Source organism: Staphylococcus sp. HMSC072H03, assembly GCF_001809305.1.
GTDB lineage: Bacteria > Bacillota > Bacilli > Staphylococcales > Staphylococcaceae > Staphylococcus > Staphylococcus hominis.
This window is the reverse complement of the sequence record NZ_KV796914.1, coordinates 20,934-40,663: the sequence shown is the minus strand read 5'-3', so window position 1 is coordinate 40,663 and position 19,730 is coordinate 20,934. Positions and strand designations below refer to the sequence as shown.

18 protein-coding genes and 1 pseudogene are annotated in these 19,730 nt (G+C 32.3%); 17 read left to right on the top strand and 2 right to left on the bottom strand.

Features of this window, described 5'->3' with window-relative positions; genetic code table 11:
* Nucleotides 1-145 precede the first annotated feature (145 nt).
* From HMPREF2578_RS09000 to HMPREF2578_RS08925, 16 genes and pseudogenes are all read left to right on the top strand, one after another.
* Complete coding sequence (locus tag HMPREF2578_RS09000) at nucleotides 146-661, top strand: YceI family protein (RefSeq protein ID WP_019834820.1); 516 nt, start codon at nucleotides 146-148, stop codon at nucleotides 659-661.
* 111 nt (nucleotides 662-772) lie between these two features.
* Entirely contained in the window at nucleotides 773-1,243 is a 471-nt protein-coding gene (locus HMPREF2578_RS08995) for an SRPBCC family protein (protein ID WP_070508400.1), read from the top strand.
* 71 nt (nucleotides 1,244-1,314) lie between these two features.
* Nucleotides 1,315-1,497: a hypothetical protein gene (locus HMPREF2578_RS08990; protein WP_002448340.1), complete on the top strand. Its 183-nt coding sequence runs from the start codon at nucleotides 1,315-1,317 to the stop codon at nucleotides 1,495-1,497.
* A 124-nt stretch (nucleotides 1,498-1,621) separates the two neighbouring features.
* On the top strand, nucleotides 1,622-2,440 hold the full coding sequence (locus HMPREF2578_RS08985; protein ID WP_002448547.1) for a formate/nitrite transporter family protein: 819 nt from the start codon (nucleotides 1,622-1,624) through the stop codon (nucleotides 2,438-2,440).
* Nucleotides 2,441-2,564: 124 nt separating this feature from the next.
* Nucleotides 2,565-3,278, top strand: coding sequence for a sirohydrochlorin chelatase (locus tag HMPREF2578_RS08980; protein WP_070508399.1), 714 nt, complete (start codon nucleotides 2,565-2,567; stop codon nucleotides 3,276-3,278).
* Nucleotides 3,279-3,488: 210 nt separating this feature from the next.
* On the top strand, nucleotides 3,489-5,894 hold the full coding sequence (gene nirB / locus HMPREF2578_RS08975) for a nitrite reductase large subunit NirB (protein ID WP_070491918.1): 2,406 nt from the start codon (nucleotides 3,489-3,491) through the stop codon (nucleotides 5,892-5,894).
* A gap of 2 nt (nucleotides 5,895-5,896) precedes the next feature.
* Nucleotides 5,897-6,211, top strand: coding sequence for a nitrite reductase small subunit NirD (gene nirD, locus HMPREF2578_RS08970; protein WP_049382393.1), 315 nt, complete (start codon nucleotides 5,897-5,899; stop codon nucleotides 6,209-6,211).
* A complete protein-coding gene (gene cobA, locus HMPREF2578_RS08965; protein WP_048762163.1) occupies nucleotides 6,202-7,152 on the top strand; it encodes a uroporphyrinogen-III C-methyltransferase in 951 nt (316 codons plus the stop codon). The genes nirD and cobA overlap by 10 nt, the downstream gene beginning before the upstream one ends.
* A 206-nt stretch (nucleotides 7,153-7,358) precedes the next feature.
* Nucleotides 7,359-11,042, top strand: coding sequence for a nitrate reductase subunit alpha (locus tag HMPREF2578_RS08960; RefSeq protein ID WP_017174959.1), 3,684 nt, complete (start codon nucleotides 7,359-7,361; stop codon nucleotides 11,040-11,042).
* The gene (narH, locus tag HMPREF2578_RS08955) at nucleotides 11,032-12,591 is read left to right on the top strand and encodes a nitrate reductase subunit beta (protein WP_002488804.1); all 1,560 of its coding nucleotides are present in this window, start codon (nucleotides 11,032-11,034) and stop codon (nucleotides 12,589-12,591) included. The genes HMPREF2578_RS08960 and narH overlap by 11 nt, the downstream gene beginning before the upstream one ends.
* Nucleotides 12,584-13,159: a nitrate reductase molybdenum cofactor assembly chaperone gene (gene narJ, locus HMPREF2578_RS08950; protein WP_002448445.1), complete on the top strand. Its 576-nt coding sequence runs from the start codon at nucleotides 12,584-12,586 to the stop codon at nucleotides 13,157-13,159. Before narH ends, narJ begins: the two co-directional genes overlap by 8 nt.
* Nucleotides 13,152-13,841, top strand: a complete 690-nt coding sequence (gene narI, locus HMPREF2578_RS08945) for a respiratory nitrate reductase subunit gamma (protein WP_017174958.1) — start codon at nucleotides 13,152-13,154, stop codon at nucleotides 13,839-13,841. Before narJ ends, narI begins: the two co-directional genes overlap by 8 nt.
* 20 nt (nucleotides 13,842-13,861) lie before the next feature.
* A complete protein-coding gene (gene nreA, locus HMPREF2578_RS08940; protein WP_017174957.1) occupies nucleotides 13,862-14,314 on the top strand; it encodes a nitrate respiration regulation accessory nitrate sensor NreA in 453 nt (150 codons plus the stop codon).
* Nucleotides 14,315-14,347: 33 nt separating this feature from the next.
* A complete protein-coding gene (nreB, locus tag HMPREF2578_RS08935) occupies nucleotides 14,348-15,358 on the top strand; it encodes a nitrate respiration regulation sensor histidine kinase NreB (protein ID WP_202596555.1) in 1,011 nt (336 codons plus the stop codon).
* Nucleotides 15,359-15,383: 25 nt separating this feature from the next.
* Nucleotides 15,384-16,037: pseudogene (nreC, locus tag HMPREF2578_RS08930) on the top strand (nitrate respiration regulation response regulator NreC).
* Nucleotides 16,038-16,293: 256 nt separating this feature from the next.
* Nucleotides 16,294-17,451, top strand: coding sequence for a nitrate/nitrite transporter (locus HMPREF2578_RS08925; RefSeq protein ID WP_017174955.1), 1,158 nt, complete (start codon nucleotides 16,294-16,296; stop codon nucleotides 17,449-17,451).
* A 259-nt stretch (nucleotides 17,452-17,710) separates the two neighbouring features.
* Here HMPREF2578_RS08925 and HMPREF2578_RS08920 read toward each other — a convergent pair whose 3' ends face one another.
* Nucleotides 17,711-18,127, bottom strand: coding sequence for an Hsp20 family protein (locus HMPREF2578_RS08920; protein ID WP_002488807.1), 417 nt, complete (start codon nucleotides 18,125-18,127; stop codon nucleotides 17,711-17,713).
* 233 nt (nucleotides 18,128-18,360) lie between these two features.
* A complete protein-coding gene (locus tag HMPREF2578_RS08915; RefSeq protein WP_002448339.1) occupies nucleotides 18,361-18,804 on the bottom strand; it encodes a MarR family winged helix-turn-helix transcriptional regulator in 444 nt (147 codons plus the stop codon).
* 281 nt (nucleotides 18,805-19,085) lie between these two features.
* Between HMPREF2578_RS08915 and HMPREF2578_RS08910 the strand changes: the two genes are divergently transcribed.
* Complete coding sequence (locus tag HMPREF2578_RS08910) at nucleotides 19,086-19,445, top strand: DUF3139 domain-containing protein (RefSeq protein ID WP_049414187.1); 360 nt, start codon at nucleotides 19,086-19,088, stop codon at nucleotides 19,443-19,445.
* Nucleotides 19,446-19,730: the final 285 nt, after the last annotated feature.

Sequence of the window (19,730 nt, the reverse complement as noted above, 5' to 3'; positions counted from 1 at the left end):
CAATTAATTTACTTTAATTAAGTCGTTTAGTTTGTCATTTTCATTAGATTTATTTAATATACTGAGTATAATAATTATATTAAAGTAGAAGATAGATAAAATGAATACTATTAGTTTTATCATTTCACTATTGGAGGGAAAATAAATGGCTAACTTTAATTTAGATCCAGTTCATTCAGGTGTGAATTTCTCAATACAACACCTTGTAATTAGTAATGTAAAAGGACGTTTTAACGATTTTGATGCAGATATTACAGGTGACTTTCATGATTTAAGTTCTTTAAAAGGCACTTTTACTGTTCAAGCTAATTCTATTGATACTAAAGTAGAAGATCGTGATAATCATCTTAAAAGTGAAGATTTCTTAAACGTTGAACAATATCCTGAAATTAAATTTGAAATTATTAGTGTTGATGACCATTCAGTTACTGGTAATGTAACAATTAAAGATCAAACACAAAAAGAAACATTCGATTTAGATTATAAAGGTATTAGCTTAAACCCACTTAATAATAAAAATACAGCAGGTTTAGTTATTACTGGCGAACTTGATCGTGAAAAATATGGTGTTACATTTAACCAACCATTAGAAACTGGTGGTTTCTTATTAGGTAAAACATTAAATGTGGAATTCGATTTAGAATTTCCTATTGAAGAATAATAAAGTTAAAAAACAGGCAGAGTTCTAACTTTGCCTGTTTTTTTATTGTCTTAAAATATAATAGTTGTTAAATTATAGAAATCACCATTTTAGAAATTAGGAGAGATAACGATGTCAATCGATGTAAAAGAAAATAAAATAATTTTTAAAAGAACATTTAAAGCTCCTATCAATGATGTATTTGATGCCTATACAAATCCATCGTTATTTGAGCAATGGTTTCATCCTCAAGGCGCTAAGACAAAAGTATATCATTTTAATACTGAAGAAGGCGGGGAAGCCTTCTTTGCAATAGAAACCTCAGAACAGACAAGCTATACATTAACAGAATATCGAAAAGTGGATCGTCCGAAGTATCTTGAATACTTTGATTACTTTGCTACACCTGAGGGAAAAAAAGATACGCGTTTACCTGGTATGCATATTTCAATCAATTTTAACTCAGATAATAAACAAATGACTACTATTACGTCTACGTCAGTGTTTCCAACTAAAGAAGCAGCTCAACAAGCAGTAGGTATGGGAATAGAAGCAGGTATGAATTCAACATTAGATCAACTAGAAGTCTTACTTAATGAATAAATCGTCACGAGGATGTCAAAATTAAATTGAACTTTTAAGTTATAATAATATTGAAAAGAGGATGATATAGTATGAAAGAAAGATATTTAAAAGTGCTGGGATTATTTTCAATTAGTACTTTAATTCCAACATTATTAATTAATTCAAAGTGTTTAAATAATGGCGTCATAAAATATATTTTAAGAACGGCATTAGGCTATGGTATTTTTGCTTCAGGATTACGTTATTTTTCAAAATTAAAAAAAGCACATTAATATCATGACAAGAGCAAGATATGGAAAATAAACCTCCATATGTTGCTCTTTTTTAATCTTCTCTATTCAAAATGCACTTCACTATATATAATATAAAATTATAAATGAATTAAGGAGAGGGAATATGACAAGTAACCATACAACAATTGAAGATACATATACTACAAAAGATCTTATTAAAGCGGCTGTAAGACAGGTACAAATGAAAGAAGTTATGGCAACTCAAACACCTGGACGATATTTACTAAAGTCAATGATGTCAGGATTTTTATTAGCTATTGTTACAGTATTTATGTTAGCAATCAAAACACAGTTTGCAGGAACAAATGATGGACTTGTTAATTTATTAGGAGCAATCTCATTTAGTTTAGCTTTAGTTCTTATTGTTCTAACTAATTCAGAATTACTTACTAGTAATTTTATGTATTTAACTGTCGGATGGTACTACAAAGTCATTGCAGTTAAAAAAATGTTATACATATTCTTATTTTGTTTTATTGGAAATATTATAGGTGGGTTTATTTTATTCTTATTAATGAAGGGTACACATGTGATGACACCTGAAATGGTTGCAAGTCTAAGTAAAACAGTACATTTAAAAACGGTAGAATCAACTTGGTTAAATATTCTTATCAAAGGGATATTCTGTAACTTCTTTATTAATATTGGTATTTATGTTTCAATGCTTTTTAAAGAAGGTTTAGCGCGCGCATTTTTCATTGCTGTTGGTGTGATAGTATTTGTATTTATGGGATATGAACACGTTGTATTTAATGCTGGATTATATGCAGGAATGATTTTTTATAATAGTGATGCATTATCATGGATAGATGTGCTAAAAAATATCGTATTTGCTTTTGTAGGTAACTATATTGGTGGAGGTATTTTTGTAGGGCTTGTTTATGCCTATTTAAACGGAAAAAGAGACAGTATAAAAGCATAGTAAGACGATCAAAGAGCGGAAATATCGAGAGACATTTTCGCTCTTTTAATCCCCAACATATTGACTTAATATTCAGAAAATCTTATTATTTTAATCAACATTAAAATAATAAGGGGGAAACTATTTGGTTGCGAATATTCTAGTAGCTCATGGCATGAGAAAAGGAGATCAAAATAAAGCACTCGGTGAATTTATAGATAGTTTATTACAAGATGAAACTTACGCTTATGAGCTTGCTTTTATTGAAAGTGAAGAAAAAAGTGTTGAACATACGATTATTAATTTAATAGAAAAAGGAGAAACGCAATTTAAAGTTGTACCTTTACTTATATTTTCAGCCATGCATTACATTGTAGACATTCCAGAGATGTTAAGAAACATTAAACAAGCACATCCAAATATAACCTATGAAATTAGTGCGCCTCTTGGTACGCATCCATATATGGTGGATTTAGTAGAACAACGTATTAATGATGTGGATATGAATAAAGAGTCAGATGTGGCAGTTGTATTGATTGCACATGGTAGCTTTTCTTATACTAAAGCACATGATGAACTAAAAGAATTTAGTACTAAGTTAAAGCAAGACAAACCTATATATTGCCGTACGTTATATGGAGATATTACGTTTAAAAATGATTTAGATCAACTTTCAAGACAATATCATCATCTTATTGTGGTTCCAATGTTTTTATATGATGGACGTTTAGTTAATAAAGTAAAAGGTCTTATATCAGAGATGGATATTGCTAATGAATTGCACATGACTCCGTCTATTAATTTCGACCCTATTTTAAAATCGATTATTCGAGAGCGATTAAAAGAATTAACAGTATAGTAACTACATACATCTTTCATTATATGAGTGCTAAATCCTCACTCATGTAATGGAAGATGTTTTTTATTAGGGAAATCCCCGATTTTACATTTAAGTGTGAAAATAATCACAAATTCAAAAGAATATGGTATAAAATAGCCTTGTAAAGAATAGTGAGTGCAAAACTATTTGAATTTAATAATAATTAAATGTAATAAAAGGGGCATTGATATGGCTAAACAAAAACTCGTAATGATTGGTAATGGTATGGCTGGTTTAAGAACAATTGAAGAAATTTTAGAACGTTCAGATTCTCAATTTGACATTACAATTATTGGTAAAGAACCTTATCCTAATTATAATCGAATCATGTTATCCAACATTTTACAAAAGAAAATGACAGTTGAAGAAACGATTATGAATGATTATGACTGGTATAAAGAACATCATATTGAACTAATTGTAGATGATCCAGTTGAAAAAGTAGATAGACAATCCAAAACTGTCACTACATCTAAAGGTATCACTGTAGCTTATGATATCTGTATCTTTGCGACGGGTTCAAAGGCATTTGTTTTACCTATACCTGGATCAGAATTACCAAGTGTCATCGGTTGGCGCACAATTGAAGATACTGAGCGTATGATTGAAATTGCTAAAACAAAAAAACGTGCCATTGTTATTGGTGGAGGTCTTCTTGGATTAGAATGTGCAAGAGGATTAATGGATCAAGGTATGGATGTAACAGTTCTTCACTTAGCAGAATGGCTGATGGAAATGCAATTAGACCGTAAAGCTGGAGATATGTTAAAAGCTGATTTAGAACGTCAAGGCATGCATATTGAACTACAAGCAAATTCTAAAGAAATTATAGGAACAGATGATGTAGAAGCTATTAAGCTAGCTGATGGTAGAGTAATAGAAACGGATTTAGTCGTTATGGCTGTTGGTATACGTCCATTTACCGAAGTAGCTCGTGAAGCGGGATTAGAAGTGAATCGAGGTATCGTTGTTAATGATTACTTGCAAACATCTGATGAACATATCTATGCCGTGGGTGAATGCGCGGAACACAACGGTAAAGTATATGGTTTAGTTGCACCTCTTTATGAACAAGGTAAAGTGCTTGCTGATTATTTAACAGGTAAAGAGACTGAAGGATATAAAGGTTCTACAACATTTACGTCTTTAAAAGTATCAGGTTGTGATTTATATAGTGCAGGACAAATCGTTGAAGATGAAACTGTACACGGTATCGAAATCTTTAACAGTGTAGATAATATTTACAAAAAAGTCTACCTAAGTGATGGTCGAGTGGTAGGTGCCGTTTTATATGGCGATACAGATGATGGTTCAAGATTTTATAATATGATGAAAAAACATGAATCACTAGAGGACTACACACTAGTGTCACTTCTACATAAAGGCGGAGAAGAAAGTGGAACTTCAATAGCAGATATGCCTGATGATGAAACAATTTGTGGTTGTAATGGTGTAGATAAAGGTACGATTGTCAATGCAATTACAACAAATGGGTTGACTACTGTAGATGAGGTTACAAAAACAACCAAAGCAGGAAATTCTTGTGGTAAATGTAAAGGACAAATTGGAGAAATACTAAAATGTACATTAGGTGATGAATTTGTAGCTGCTAAACCAACGGGTATTTGTGCATGTACTGATTTAACACGTGATGAAATTGTTACCCAAATTAGAGCTAAAGGTTTAAAAACATCAAAAGAAGTTCGTCATGTACTTGATTTTAAAGATAAAAATGGTTGTCCAAAATGTCGCCCAGCTATTAACTATTATCTAAATATGGTATATCCTCATGAACACCAAGATGAAAAAGCATCAAGATTTGCGAACGAACGTTATCATGCAAATATTCAAAATGATGGTACTTTCTCAGTGATTCCACAAATGCGTGGTGGTGTCACAGATGCTGACCAATTAATTCGTTTAGGTGAAGTAGCGAAAAAATATAACGTGCCTCTTGTTAAAGTAACAGGGTCTCAGCGTGTAGGGTTATATGGTCTTAAAAAAGATGAGTTACCAAAAGTTTGGAAAGATTTAGGTATGCGCTCTGCCTCTGCATATGGTAAGAAAACGCGTTCTGTGAAAAGTTGTGTTGGTAAAGAATTCTGTCGATTTGGTACACAATATACTACACGTTTAGGTATTCGATTAGAAAAAACATTTGAATACATAGACACACCTCATAAATTTAAAATGGGTGTTTCTGGTTGTCCAAGAAGCTGTGTAGAATCAGGCGTTAAAGACTTTGGTGTCATTTCAGTAGAAAATGGCTATCAAATTTATATTGGCGGTAACGGTGGCACAGAGGTCACTGTAGGTCAATTACTTACTACTGTTGAAACAGAAGATCAAGTGGTACAACTTTGTGGTGCGCTTATGCAATATTACAGAGAGACTGGAATATATGCTGAACGAACAGCACCATGGCTTAAACGACTAGGATTTGATCATGTTAAAGAAGTGCTTTTAGATGAACAACGTCAAAAAGAACTTTTTGATAGAATTATGGATGCAAAACAAGCACTTGAAGAAGAACCTTGGGAAGCTATTGTTGAAAATAAAGAAGCACAAAAAATATTTGAAGTCGAGAAAGTGTGAGGATGAGTGTAATGGAAAAAGTTAAAGTAACAACTATGGATGAATTAACACCATTAATTGGTAAAAAGGTTATCGTTAAAGATAAACAAATCGGTATATTTTTAACAGAAAATGGACAAGTGCATGCTATTAATAATGTGTGTCCACATAAAGAAGGACCGTTATCTGAAGGTACTGTAAGTGGAGAATATGTTTATTGTCCACTCCACGATCAAAAAATTGATTTGAATACGGGTAAAGTGCAAGAACCTGATACAGGTTGTGTTGAAACATATCAAGTTGAAATTGAAGATGGAGACGTATTTATATGTCTCTAGTCACTAAAAGTGAATTTGGAAAAGTATATTTAATTGGGGCTGGTCCTGGCAATCCTAATTTGCTAACTAAACAAGCAGAACGATTAATTCGTCAAGCAGATGTTATTTTATATGATCGTCTTGTCAATCCATTGATATTACAATATGCAAAGCCAACTGCTGAAATCATAGATGTTGGAAAAAAACCTTATACTAAACATATTCAACAAGAAGATATTAATTTAAAAATAGTAGCAGCAGCGAAAAAGTATAAAGTTGTTGTACGTTTAAAAGGTGGAGACCCAGCAGTATTTGGCCGAGTAACTGAAGAAATAGACATTTTAAAAGAACATCAGATTGCCTACGATATTGTACCTGGGGTAACTTCTGCGAGTGCAGCGGTAGCTTCATTAGACTTAGGTTTAACGATGCGTTCAGTAGCACCAAGTGTTACATTTTCTACAGGTCATTTTAAAGATGATATTGATCAAGACATGGATATACGTAATTTAGCTAATGGTGGGACTTTGGCAATTTATATGGGAATTAAACGATTAAATGATATTATTAATCAAATTAGAAGATATACTAAAGAAGATTATGATATTGCTATCATTTTTAATGCTACGTGTTATAACGAAACCATAGTGGTTGGTAAACTAAGCACTATTGAATATCAATTATCTAAGCTTAATATGAAACATGATCCAGGAATTTGTATATTAGGCCATATCATTAACTATATGGATGACGAAAAGATTATACACTCAAAACAAACAATAGATGAAACATTGTACGTTATTAAAGGGAATAAAGACTTAGCCCTTTCAAAAGCAGAAGACTTATCTCAACAGTATTTAAAATGCTTAATTCAATATGATGAAACTTATCATTCTTCACAAAAGTATTTATATGAATCGATCATAACGCAGCACCAAAATATTAAATATATTGAAGTGTAGTTCTTTACGCTTCGAATGTCATAAGTGAGATAACACGATATTTAAAACGTGTGTTATCTCACTTTTTTTAGGGATTCTTTTATATGAAATAGGTAATTCCCTAATATAAAAACCATGTGAAAAAATGTACAATTTAAATGAAATTTCTTTAAATAACATTGGACATAAGTAACGTATTACCTTTGCAGGTAGGAGGATTTATATAAATGGGAAAATTCGGATTAAACTTTTTCAAACCAACTGAAACGTTTAATGGAAATTGGTCAGTTTTAGAAAGTAAAAGTAGAGAATGGGAAAAAATGTATCGTGAAAGATGGAGTCACGATAAAGTAGTAAGAACCACACATGGCGTAAACTGTACAGGATCATGTTCGTGGAAAGTTTTCGTTAAAAATGGTGTGATTACGTGGGAGAATCAACAAATTGACTATCCAAGTTGTGGTCCAGATATGCCTGAATTTGAACCTCGTGGATGTCCACGTGGCGCGTCATTTTCATGGTATGAATACAGCCCACTTCGTGTAAAATACCCTTACATTAGAGGTAAACTATTAGATCTATGGACAGAAGCACTTGAAGACAATAATGGAAATCGTATCGCCGCATGGGCATCTATCGTTGAAGATGAAAAGAAAGCTAAATTATATAAAGAAGCACGTGGTAAAGGTGGACATGTACGTGCAAGTTGGAAAGATGTAACAGATATTATCGCAGCACAAATTCTTTATACCATTAAAAAAGATGGTCCGGATAGAATCGCTGGTTTTACACCTATTCCAGCAATGTCGATGATTAGTTATGCATCTGGTGCGCGTTTTATTAATTTATTAGGCGGGGAAATGTTAAGTTTTTATGATTGGTATGCTGATTTACCACCTGCATCTCCTCAAATTTGGGGTGAACAAACTGATGTACCTGAATCAAGTGATTGGTACAATGCTTCTTACATCATTATGTGGGGCTCTAACGTTCCACTTACTCGTACGCCTGATGCCCATTTTATGACTGAAGTACGTTATAAAGGTGCAAAAGTGGTTTCTGTAGCACCAGATTATGCAGAAAATGTTAAATTTGCTGATAATTGGTTAGCACCTAATCCAGGAACAGATGCCGCAGTTGCTCAAGCTATGACACATGTCATCTTACAAGAATTTTATGAAGATAAACCAAGTGATATGTTTGTTAATTATGCAAAGCAATATACAGATATGCCATTTGTATTGATGCTGGATGAAGATGAGAATGGTTATAAGGCAGGACGATTTTTACGTGCAAGCGATTTAGGTATAAAAAGTGAAAATGGTGAGTGGAAACCAGTGATTCACGATGCGATTAGCCACAAACTTGTGGTTCCAAACGGTACAATGGGTCAACGTTGGGAAGAAGGCAAACAATGGAATTTAAAACTTGAAACAGAAGATGGAAGTAAAATTGATCCAGCTTTATCTGTTGCAGAAGAAGAATATGAGTTACAAACCATTCAATTCCCTTACTTTGATAGTCAAGGAGACGGTATTTTCGAACGACCTATCCCAACTAAAAAAGTTAAATTAGCAGATGGTAAAGAAGTACGTATTGCTACAGTATATGATTTAATGGCTAGTCAATATGGTATTAAACGATTTGGTCATGAGTTAGAAGCTAAATCTTATGAAGATAGTGAATCTAAATATACACCTGCATGGCAAGAAAACGTCACAGGTATTAAACAAGAATTAGTGACACAAGTAGCAAGAGAATTTGCACAAAATGCTATTGATACTAAAGGACGTTCGATGATTATTATGGGTGCGGGGATTAACCACTGGTTCAACTCTGACACCATTTACCGTGCTGTATTGAATTTAGTTCTATTATGTGGATGCCAAGGTGTTAATGGTGGAGGTTGGGCTCACTATGTTGGGCAAGAAAAATGTCGTCCAATTGAAGGATGGAATACTGTAGCTTTCGCTAAAGATTGGCAAGGTCCACCACGTTTACAAAATGGTACAAGTTGGTTCTATTTTGCAACTGATCAATGGAAATATGAAGAATCTAATGTAGATAAATTGAAATCACCACTTGCTAACAACATTAAACATCAGCATCCAGCAGATTATAATGTGACAGCAGCACGTTTAGGTTGGTTACCTTCATATCCACAATTTAATAAAAACAGTTTGTTATTTGGTGAAGAAGCAAAAGATGCGGGCGATGATTCAAATGAAGCTATTTTAAAACGTGCGATTGAATCAGTGAAAAATAAAGAAACAGAATTTGCTATTGAAGACCCAGATTTAAGAAAAAATCATCCTAAAACATTATTTGTTTGGAGATCTAACTTAATTTCAAGTTCAGCTAAAGGTCAAGAGTACTTTATGAAACATTTACTTGGTACACGTTCAGGATTAATGGCTGAACCGAATGAAGATGATAAACCAGAGGAAATTAAATGGAGAGAAGATACAGTAGGTAAATTAGATTTACTTGTATCATTAGATTTTAGAATGACTGCAACGCCTTTATATTCTGATATTGTGCTGCCAGCAGCAACTTGGTATGAAAAACATGACTTATCTTCAACCGACATGCATCCATTTATTCATCCATTTAATCCAGCAATTGATCCATTATGGGAGTCACGTTCTGACTGGGACATTTACAAAACATTGAGTAAAGCAATTTCAGAAATGGCTAAAGATTATTTACCAGGTACATTTAAAGATGTGGTAACTACACCACTTGCACATGACTCTAAACAAGAACTAGGTTCTGAATACGGTATCGTTAAAGATTGGTCTAAAGGTGAAGTAGAAGGTATTCCAGGTAAAACTATGCCTAACTTCTCTATTGTAGAACGTGACTATACTAAAATTTATGATAAATACGTTACATTAGGACCTTTACTTGAGAAAGGTAAAGTAGGGGCACACGGCGTTAGTTTTAGCGTTAAAGAAGAATACGAAGAGCTAAAAAGTATGATTGGTACGTGGAATGATGACGATGAACATTCTGTTAGAAACGATAGACCACGTATTGATACTGCACGTAAAGTAGCTGATGCAATTTTAAATATCTCTTCGGCAACGAATGGTAAATTATCTCAAAAATCATATGAAGATTTAGAAAATCAAACTGGAATGGAATTGAAGGATATTTCAAAAGAACGTGCATCTGAAAAAATTTCGTTCTTAAATATTACAGCTCAACCAAGAGAAGTTATCCCAACAGCAGTATTCCCAGGCTCTAATAAAAATAATCGTCGTTATTCTCCATTTACAACAAATATTGAAAGACTTGTACCTTTTAGAACGCTCACTGGAAGACAAAGTTACTATATCGATCACGAAGTATTCCAGCAATTTGGTGAAAGCTTACCAGTATATAAACCAACACTTCCACCAATGGTATTTGGCGCAAGAGATAAAAAGATAAAAGGTGGACAAGATGCACTTGTTCTACGTTATTTAACACCTCATGGAAAATGGAATATTCATTCAACATATCAAGATAATGAACGTATGTTGACTCTATTCAGAGGAGGTCCAGTGGTTTGGCTATCTAATGAAGATGCTGAGCAACATGGTATCAATGATAATGATTGGCTTGAAGTTTATAACAGAAATGGTGTTGTAACTGCAAGAGCGGTAACGTCACACCGCATGCCGAAAGGTACAATGTTTATGTATCACGCTCAAGATAAGCACATTGAAACACCAGGTTCTGAGATTACTGATACTCGTGGGGGATCACATAATGCACCTACAAGAATTCACCTAAAACCTACGCAATTAGTTGGAGGATATGCACAAATTAGTTATCACTTCAATTACTATGGACCAATTGGAAACCAACGTGATGTGTACGTCGCAGTTAGAAAAATGAAGGAGGTAAATTGGCTTGAAGATTAAAGCGCAAGTTGCAATGGTATTGAATTTAGATAAATGTATTGGGTGTCATACATGTAGTGTGACATGTAAAAATACTTGGACAAATAGACCGGGTGCAGAATACATGTGGTTTAATAATGTAGAAACCAAACCAGGTGTAGGTTATCCAAAACGTTGGGAAGATCAAGAGCACTATAAAGGTGGTTGGGTATTAAATAAAAAAGGTAAACTTGAGCTTAAATCAGGTAGTAAGTGGTCTAAAATTGCCTTAGGTAAAATCTTCTATAATCCAGATATGCCGTTAATCAAAGATTATTATGAACCATGGACTTATAATTATGAACATTTAACCACAGCTAAAGAAGGTAAACATTCACCAGTGGCAAAAGCACATTCATTGATTTCAGGAGATAGACTAAATCTTGAATGGGGACCAAACTGGGAAGATGATTTAGCTGGCGGACATGTAACAGGACCAGAAGATCCAAATATTCAAAGAATTGAAGAAGATATCAAATTCCAATTTGATGAAACATTTATGATGTATTTACCTCGTCTATGCGAGCATTGCTTAAATCCTAGTTGTGTTGCTTCATGTCCTTCAGGGGCTATGTATAAAAGAGATGAAGATGGTATTGTTTTAGTCGATCAGGATGCATGTCGTGGGTGGCGCTACTGTATGACAGGTTGTCCTTACAAAAAAGTATATTTCAACTGGAAAACAAATAAAGCTGAAAAATGTACATTCTGCTTCCCAAGAATTGAAGCAGGAATGCCAACTGTATGTTCAGAAACATGTACAGGAAGAATGAGATATTTAGGCGTTTTATTATATGACGCTGATCGTGTACACGAAGCGGCTTCAGCTGAAAATGAACAAGATTTATATGAAAAACAACTTGATATCTTCTTAAACCCATTTGATGAAGAAGTGATTGAACAAGCAGAAAAAGATGGTATCAGTTATGAATGGATCCAAGCTGCTCAAAATTCACCTGTGTATAAATTAGCGATTGAATATAAATTGGCATTTCCATTACATCCTGAATTTAGAACAATGCCAATGGTATGGTACTGCCCGCCTTTAAGTCCAATTATGAGTTATTTTGAAGGTAAAAATTCAGGTCAAAATCCAGATATGATTTTCCCGGCCATCGAAGAAATGCGTTTACCTATTGAATATTTAGCAAACTTATTTACAGCAGGTAAAGTAGAGCCAGTAAAAGAAGCGTTACAAAAAATGGCAATGATGAGAAGTTATATGCGTGCTCAAGTCACAAACAAACCATTTGATACTTCTAGATTAGAACGTTTAGGTTTATCAGAAATTCAAACAAAAGAAATGTATCGTCTATTAGGTTTAGCTAAATATGAAGATCGATTTGTTGTACCATCTTCACATAAAGAAACCTATTTAGATACGTATCACGCTCAAGGTAGCCAAGGATATGGCGGTGAATATTTCGGAGATAATTGTGAAGGCTGCGGTGTTCCAGTAGGTTCAACGTCAGGAAAATCTGGTCAAGAGATTTATAATGAGAATTTCTATGGAGGTATTTTCCGTGATTAATCTAACACAATTTAAATACTATCAAGAAAGTTTTGGATATCTTGCACAACAACTTAATTTTCCAGAAAAATTAACATTTCATCCTAATACATTTGAAGAAACGATTCATCCTTCGCATCCAGGATATGCAGATTTAATGAAATATCGTGAAATTATGTACCAATTTACTTTATCTGAAATTAAAGCAATTTATACGGATACATTTGATTTCAATAAAACATCACCACTTTATATGACTTACAATAAATTTGATACTCAAAAAGAAAGAGGTCAAATGCTCGCAAAACTAAAAGTACTTTATGAAATGTTTGGATTAAAAATGGTAGATAATGAATTATCAGATTATCTACCATTGATGTTGCAGTTTTTACATGTAGCAAGTTGGCATAATGATCCTCGTGCAGAAGGCAATATTGAGTTAGTGATTATGATTATTGAAGATGGTACATATGAAATGGCAAATCAATTAGCTAAGGAGAATAATCCTTACGCTTATGTGATTCGTGCATTACGAGAAACATTAAAAGCTTGTTTAGACATTCCAAAAGAGGTGACACATCATGCTTAATCAATTTCTTTGGATTATTTACCCATATTTATGTGTGGCAATTTTTATCGTTGGTCATATTGCTCGATATAAATATGATCAGTTTTCATGGACTGCAAAATCGAGTGAGTTTTTAGAAAAAAAACAACTTAAATGGGGCAGTCTGTTATTTCACTTAGGAATTATTCCAGTATTTTTTGGTCATGTGGTGGGGTTAGCTATTCCAGCAAAATGGATAGATGGACTTGGCATAAGCGAAAGTACATATCACTTTGGAGCTGTTTATATTGGTAGTATTTTTGGTATAATGACTCTAATTGGAATGTTACTTTTAACAGCAAGACGTTTAACGATTAGTAATGTGAGAAAGTTAAGTTCAGCTTCTGATATTTTCGTAAATTTCTTATTAATATTGATTATATTTATGGGATGTTTCTCAACTTTAGTTACTAATGCAATGGTAACTGACTTTGATTACCGTCAAACGATTTCTATATGGTTTAGACACTTATTTACATTCTCACCCAATGCAGCACTAATGACAGGCGTTCCATTATCATTTAAAATTCATATCTTATTAGGATTTACAATATTAGCTTGTTGGCCATTTACACGTCTTGTACATGTATGGAGTATTCCATTAGCATATACAAATAGACGTTATATTGTATATAGAAAACATAAAGCACCTCGTGCACATTAAATATAAAAGGAGTACGATATATGATTCCGGAACCTTTGTTTGAACCGGTACATTTTCAGCAGGAACTTGACACACTTAGAAAAAAAGTAAACTGTGATTTTGCTGCTGTTGCACTATATGAAAACCACGAACCTTCTGGACCTATTAAATGGCAATATGTTTCAGGTAATTTAAACAGTCGTTATAAATTGATTGTTTTGAGAAAAGGCAGAGGCTTAGCTGGGACAGTCATGAAAACAGGAAAGCGAATGGTTATAGAAAATGTTTCCAAAACAATAACACCAGAAGAAAAAATTAAGTACCCTATTTTGATGAGTGAAAACTTAAACGCGCTCGTTGCTATACCATTATGGCATGAACAGCATGTTGCAGGCGTGTTATTATTAGGACAAAGAGGTAGTAAAACATTGCCTAAAGTGATTAATCAATTAAATATTAAAGGCCGTTTGTGGGAATTTAATGAAGAAATCTAGGTGATATATGTGTTAGAGTTATATAATCTGCAAATGGAAGACTTACTAAAAAAATATTATGAAACTACAAATGAAAAAATTGTTTTTGTAAACAAAGAAGGAAAAATCATTGCAATGAATGACGCCGCTGAAGAAATTATTTCAAAAGATAATAATTATAGTGCGATGACAAATGCGATTTGTGATCGTTGTGAAGGGTATTCAAATGAATTTGAACTTCAAAGTTGCAAAAATTGTTATTTAGACACATCTAAACCAAACGATATCAATTTTCAAGTGTTTATGAAAACAGTAGATCATAAAGTTCGACCATTTACAGCTTCTTATCAAGCGATTGATGAAGATAATGAGATATATGCATTTACACTTCAAGATATTTCGCCGCAAATTGAAAGACAAGAAAAAATGTATCAACGTCAGATGATGAGAAAAACAATTTCCGCGCAAGAAAATGAAAGAAAACGTATTTCTAGAGAACTACACGATAGTGTTGTACAAGAAATGCTAAATATTGATGTTGAACTCAGATTGCTGAAATATCAAAAAGAATCCTCAGAACTTGTCCAACAATCGCAACGTATTGAGGGATTAATGTCTAAATTGATTGATGATATAAGACATTTATCAGTTGAATTAAGACCCTCATCTCTAGATGATTTAGGCTTGGAAGCGGCTTTTAAATCATATTTTAAACAATTTGAAAATAATTATGGTATGCAAATTGTATATCAATCTAACATTAAAGATAAAAGATATGATAGTGAAGTAGAAACGGTTGTTTACCGTGTGGTACAGGAAGCGGTATTTAATGCATTAAAATATGCAGGCGTAAGTTCGGTAGATGTCTTTGTCCAGGAGGTTGGACGTTTATTAATAGCTGAAGTGATTGATCATGGTCAAGGTTTTGATCCGAATTCTCAACCACAAGGTACAGGACTAGGATTGTATGGTATGAATGAAAGAGCAGAGCTTGTAAACGGAAAAGTGAATGTAGAAACACATTTAGGAAAAGGAACTATTATCACTTTAGAAGTACCACTCTAGAGAATGTAAAGGGACTGACTTATAATTGAAAATAGTAATTGCAGATGATCATGCAGTAGTAAGAACAGGTTTTTCTATGATATTAAACTTTCAAGAAGATATGGAAGTTGTAGCTACGGCTGCTGATGGAGTAGAAGCATATCAGAAAGTGATGGAATACAAACCGGATGTATTAATTATGGATTTAAGTATGCCACCTGGTGAGTCTGGCTTAATTGCTACTAGCAAAATTTCTGAAAGTTTTCCTGAAACAAAAATATTAATTTTAACAATGTATGATGATGAATAATATCTATTTCATGTTTTAAGAAATGGTGCTAAAGGATATATTTTAAAAAATTCACCAGATGAACAACTGATTTTAGCAGTACGAACAGTGTATAAAGGTGAAACGTATATTGATATGAAACTAACGACGTCATTAGTAAATGAATTTGTAAATGTTTCTAATCAAGATGAAAAAGCAACCAATGATCCTTTCAAAATACTTTCTAAAAGAGAATTAGAAATATTACCATTAATTGCAAAGGGATATGGAAATAAAGAAATTGCTGAAAAATTGTTTGTATCCGTTAAAACAGTTGAGGCACATAAAACGCATATTATGACTAAATTAAATTTAAAATCTAAACCAGAGCTTGTAGAATATGCGCTTAAAAAGAAACTTTTAGACTTTTAAATATATTGAATAACTTAAATAATGACACTTATATTATATTTCACCAACACATGATATTCATGTGTTGGTTTTTCTTTGTCTTATTATTTAAATATAGGGGGATTATTAGAGAGTATAAGGGAAACTCCTTATGTTCATATTTTCACAAAGTGATTAAAATTTAACTGTAATCAGTAATTAATCACACAAATTGGCTATATTGATATGTGATTTAATTATCGATAATAGAAAATAAAACATTGATGAAGGTGAAAAAATGAATAAAACTAAGGGTGGTTTTCAACTTACGTTACAAACTTTAAGTCTTGTAGTTGGATTCATGGCTTGGAGTATTATTTCTCCATTGATGCCATACATTTCACAAGATATTAAAATTAATCCAGGACAGTTATCAATTATTTTAGCGATACCAGTTATCCTAGGATCGATTCTTCGTGTACCATTTGGTTATTTAACAAATATTATTGGCGCTAAATGGGTATTCTTTTGTAGTTTTATTATATTATTATTTCCTATTTTCTTCTTAGGACAAGCCCAATCGCCTAGTATGTTAATGGCGTCTGGATTTTTTTTAGGAGTAGGAGGAGCCATTTTCTCTGTAGGTGTCACTTCAGTTCCTAAATATTTTTCAAAAGACAAAGTAGGATTAGCAAATGGTATTTATGGAATGGGGAACATTGGTACAGCAATTTCATCATTCTTAGCACCTCCTATTGCAGGTATTGTAGGATGGCAAACAACAGTAAGAAGTTATCTTATTATTATCGCTATTTTTGCAATATTAATGTTTTTCCTTGGAGATGCTAAAGAACCTAAAGTTAAAGTGCCTTTAGGCGCTCAAGTTAAAGATTTATCTTCAAACTACAAACTATATTATTTGAGTTTATGGTACTTTATTACATTTGGTGCTTTTGTAGCATTTGGTTTATTCTTACCTAACTATTTAGTTAATAATTTCGGAATAGATAAAGTAGATGCAGGTATTCGATCAGGAGTATTTATCGCATTGGCAACATTCTTACGACCTGTGGGTGGGATTTTAGGAGATAAATTCAACGCGGTTAAAGTCTTGATGATAGATTTTGTTGTGATGATTATCGGTGCAGTTATTTTAGGTATTTCAAGTCATATTGCCTTATTTACTATAGGTTGTTTAACAATTAGTATTTGTGCTGGATTAGGAAATGGACTTATCTTTAAACTTGTGCCATCTTACTTTGCTAAAGAATCTGGTACTGCAAATGGAATTGTTTCTATGATGGGAGGATTAGGTGGTTTCTTCCCACCACTTGTTATCACGTATGTTACTTCATTGACAGGTTCAAGTCATTTAGCATTTATTTTACTAGCTGTATTTGGAATACTTGCTTTTATTACAATGGGTCATCTTTACAAAAAAGAATACGCAAAATAAATAAACAACGTAGTGCACTAGCACTACGTTTGTTTATTAGCTTATGCTAAGTATCTATGTTTTCAATAATCTAATGTAAAATGAAATATGAATACAACGTACTTTGTTTGATGAGAGGTTGAAATAATAACACAAGCTGAAACTACCCTCTAAGAGAGTAAGGCAATAATACGAAGAATTATAAATAAGCCAGTAAATGAATGTCTCATCACTCATTTACTGGCTATTTTTCTGAAAGTTATATCTCAACTTCTTTTATTTATTCTACTGTAATTGTAGTACCTTCGTCTTCTTCAGTGACATTCTTAGGTAAAATCACCACTAAAACACCATCTTCATAACTTGCTTTGATTTGATTTTTATTAATATCTTCGAATTCAAAGCGTCTTACCAATTCTCCGCTTGAGCGTTCACTTAATTGAACACTACCTGTTTGCTCAGATACTTGTTTAATTACTTTAATCGTTAAAGTAGCATGTTCATATTTAAGATGAATGTCTTGTTTCTTTACGCCAGGTAATTCGGCTTCTAGAACATATTGATTTTTTTGACTGTAAACATTTGTTGGGAAGCTTTTAGTTGAAAATTGGTTAAATACTTGTTCACCTAGATCACGAAATACATCTCTTGGATTATTTTTAAAAATAGCTTGATCAAAAAATTCTCTATTATTCATATATGAAATCTCCTTTTCAGAGTAATATGTCATAAAATATATTGAAATTTTACAATATCATTATATAAATAGAGATACTACACGTAAAGTAAAAGCAATTTGAAAGTTTGAAGAATTAAAAAGTGAAAGATGTGGAATAAAGAAACATGACAAAAGACGTCGATATTATGTATTAGTTAGAAAATAAAAGAAAGAAGGAACAATAATTACTTAGCTTTTGTCATGTGTATTAACTATTCAGCATTAGAGCCGAAGTTCTCTGAAATAATATGTCTTAAGCTACTAGCAAGGCCATCCGCTTCATCGTCAGAAATATCAAAATCATTAAACACTTGATTAGAAATTTGCTCTAATACTGGTTTAATGTCTCTACCATTTTGAGTTAATGAAATTTGTAAATTACGTTCATCTTCTTTTTCTCGCATGCGTTGTACGTAACCTTTTTTCTCTAATTTTTTTAAGAGAGGCGTTAAAGTTCCAGAATCTAAGAAGACGCGTTGACCAAGGGACTTAATGTTTATTTTTTCGTCGTTTTCAATAGCCATAAGAACCATAAAACTTGTGTATGTTAAATCATACTCTTTTAGATAGTGAGTATATTTTTTAATTACCTCTTTTGAAGTAACATAAAGTAAAAAACATAATTGTTTACTTAAATAACTGTCCTTTACATACATATTCTTTCCCCCTCAACTTACTTAAAGATAGTATGAACAATAGCTATTGTCAAGACTATTGTTAGAGTAATATATAAGTTTTTTAATAAATTTAAAAGTAAATTTAAATAAGTCTACATATAATTTTAGATTGTTGATTTATTTCAAATTCTAAATTAAATTATTAGTATATTTTGTTACAAAAAAGATGTATCACTTTAAAAAAGTTACTATTTCATTCATAATTATTTAAATGATAAAAGAAGCTATTTTATTGAGTAATATGATGAAGGAGTGCTCTGATGAGTAAGAAGCAAAAGATTATTAGAATTATTATTATATTAGCTATTTCTCTTGTATTAGCTATTGCGTTCTTCTTTGGAACGAAAGCGTATCAAGGGCATAAAAATGTGCAACTTGTAGACAATTATATAGAACAAAAACATTTGAAAGATAAAATTAAATCAGAAAAAACATTATATAGTGCTAAAAGAGGCGTTTATTATAAACAAGTAGTGTTTAAAGACGAACCTAATTTAACATATATCATTCAGCCAATTGGTACACGTAAAGGTATTTTAGTTGAAGGATTTGATACGGAAACCAAGAAAAGTATTAAAGGTGCAAAACATAACTATTTCAACCAAAATTATAAGCCATAATATATAATCAATACGTAGAACCAGAGATATTAATGATGATTACTACTCAAAAAAACAATATCTATAGAAAAATAGATATTGTTTTTTTAAATGAAATTTTTTGTTAAATGGTAAAGGTAAACGAGTTAGTTAAAAAAGATTTTAGAGTAATGTAATTCATTTATAAACCGCTCTTACATTGAGAAGGTTAAAGATAGTGATTGAATTCCAACATCTATATTCTAAAAATATTCTCACTTTTCTGTTTTTAATTAATTATTTTTGCCAAATTAAATATGTATATTA

Coding starts and splice junctions, on each gene's coding strand:
- HMPREF2578_RS09000 (WP_019834820.1), top strand. CDS start 146: ATGGCTAACTTTAATTTAGATCCAGTTCATTCAGGTGTGAATTTCTCA.
- HMPREF2578_RS08995 (WP_070508400.1), top strand. CDS start 773: ATGTCAATCGATGTAAAAGAAAATAAAATAATTTTTAAAAGAACATTT.
- HMPREF2578_RS08990 (WP_002448340.1), top strand. CDS start 1,315: ATGAAAGAAAGATATTTAAAAGTGCTGGGATTATTTTCAATTAGTACT.
- HMPREF2578_RS08985 (WP_002448547.1), top strand. CDS start 1,622: ATGACAAGTAACCATACAACAATTGAAGATACATATACTACAAAAGAT.
- nirB (WP_070491918.1), top strand. CDS start 3,489: ATGGCTAAACAAAAACTCGTAATGATTGGTAATGGTATGGCTGGTTTA.
- nirD (WP_049382393.1), top strand. CDS start 5,897: ATGAGTGTAATGGAAAAAGTTAAAGTAACAACTATGGATGAATTAACA.
- cobA (WP_048762163.1), top strand. CDS start 6,202: ATGTCTCTAGTCACTAAAAGTGAATTTGGAAAAGTATATTTAATTGGG.
- HMPREF2578_RS08960 (WP_017174959.1), top strand. CDS start 7,359: ATGGGAAAATTCGGATTAAACTTTTTCAAACCAACTGAAACGTTTAAT.
- narI (WP_017174958.1), top strand. CDS start 13,152: ATGCTTAATCAATTTCTTTGGATTATTTACCCATATTTATGTGTGGCA.
- nreA (WP_017174957.1), top strand. CDS start 13,862: ATGATTCCGGAACCTTTGTTTGAACCGGTACATTTTCAGCAGGAACTT.
- nreB (WP_202596555.1), top strand. CDS start 14,348: ATGGAAGACTTACTAAAAAAATATTATGAAACTACAAATGAAAAAATT.
- HMPREF2578_RS08925 (WP_017174955.1), top strand. CDS start 16,294: ATGAATAAAACTAAGGGTGGTTTTCAACTTACGTTACAAACTTTAAGT.
- HMPREF2578_RS08920 (WP_002488807.1), bottom strand. CDS start 18,127: ATGAATAATAGAGAATTTTTTGATCAAGCTATTTTTAAAAATAATCCA.
- HMPREF2578_RS08915 (WP_002448339.1), bottom strand. CDS start 18,804: ATGTATGTAAAGGACAGTTATTTAAGTAAACAATTATGTTTTTTACTT.
- HMPREF2578_RS08910 (WP_049414187.1), top strand. CDS start 19,086: ATGAGTAAGAAGCAAAAGATTATTAGAATTATTATTATATTAGCTATT.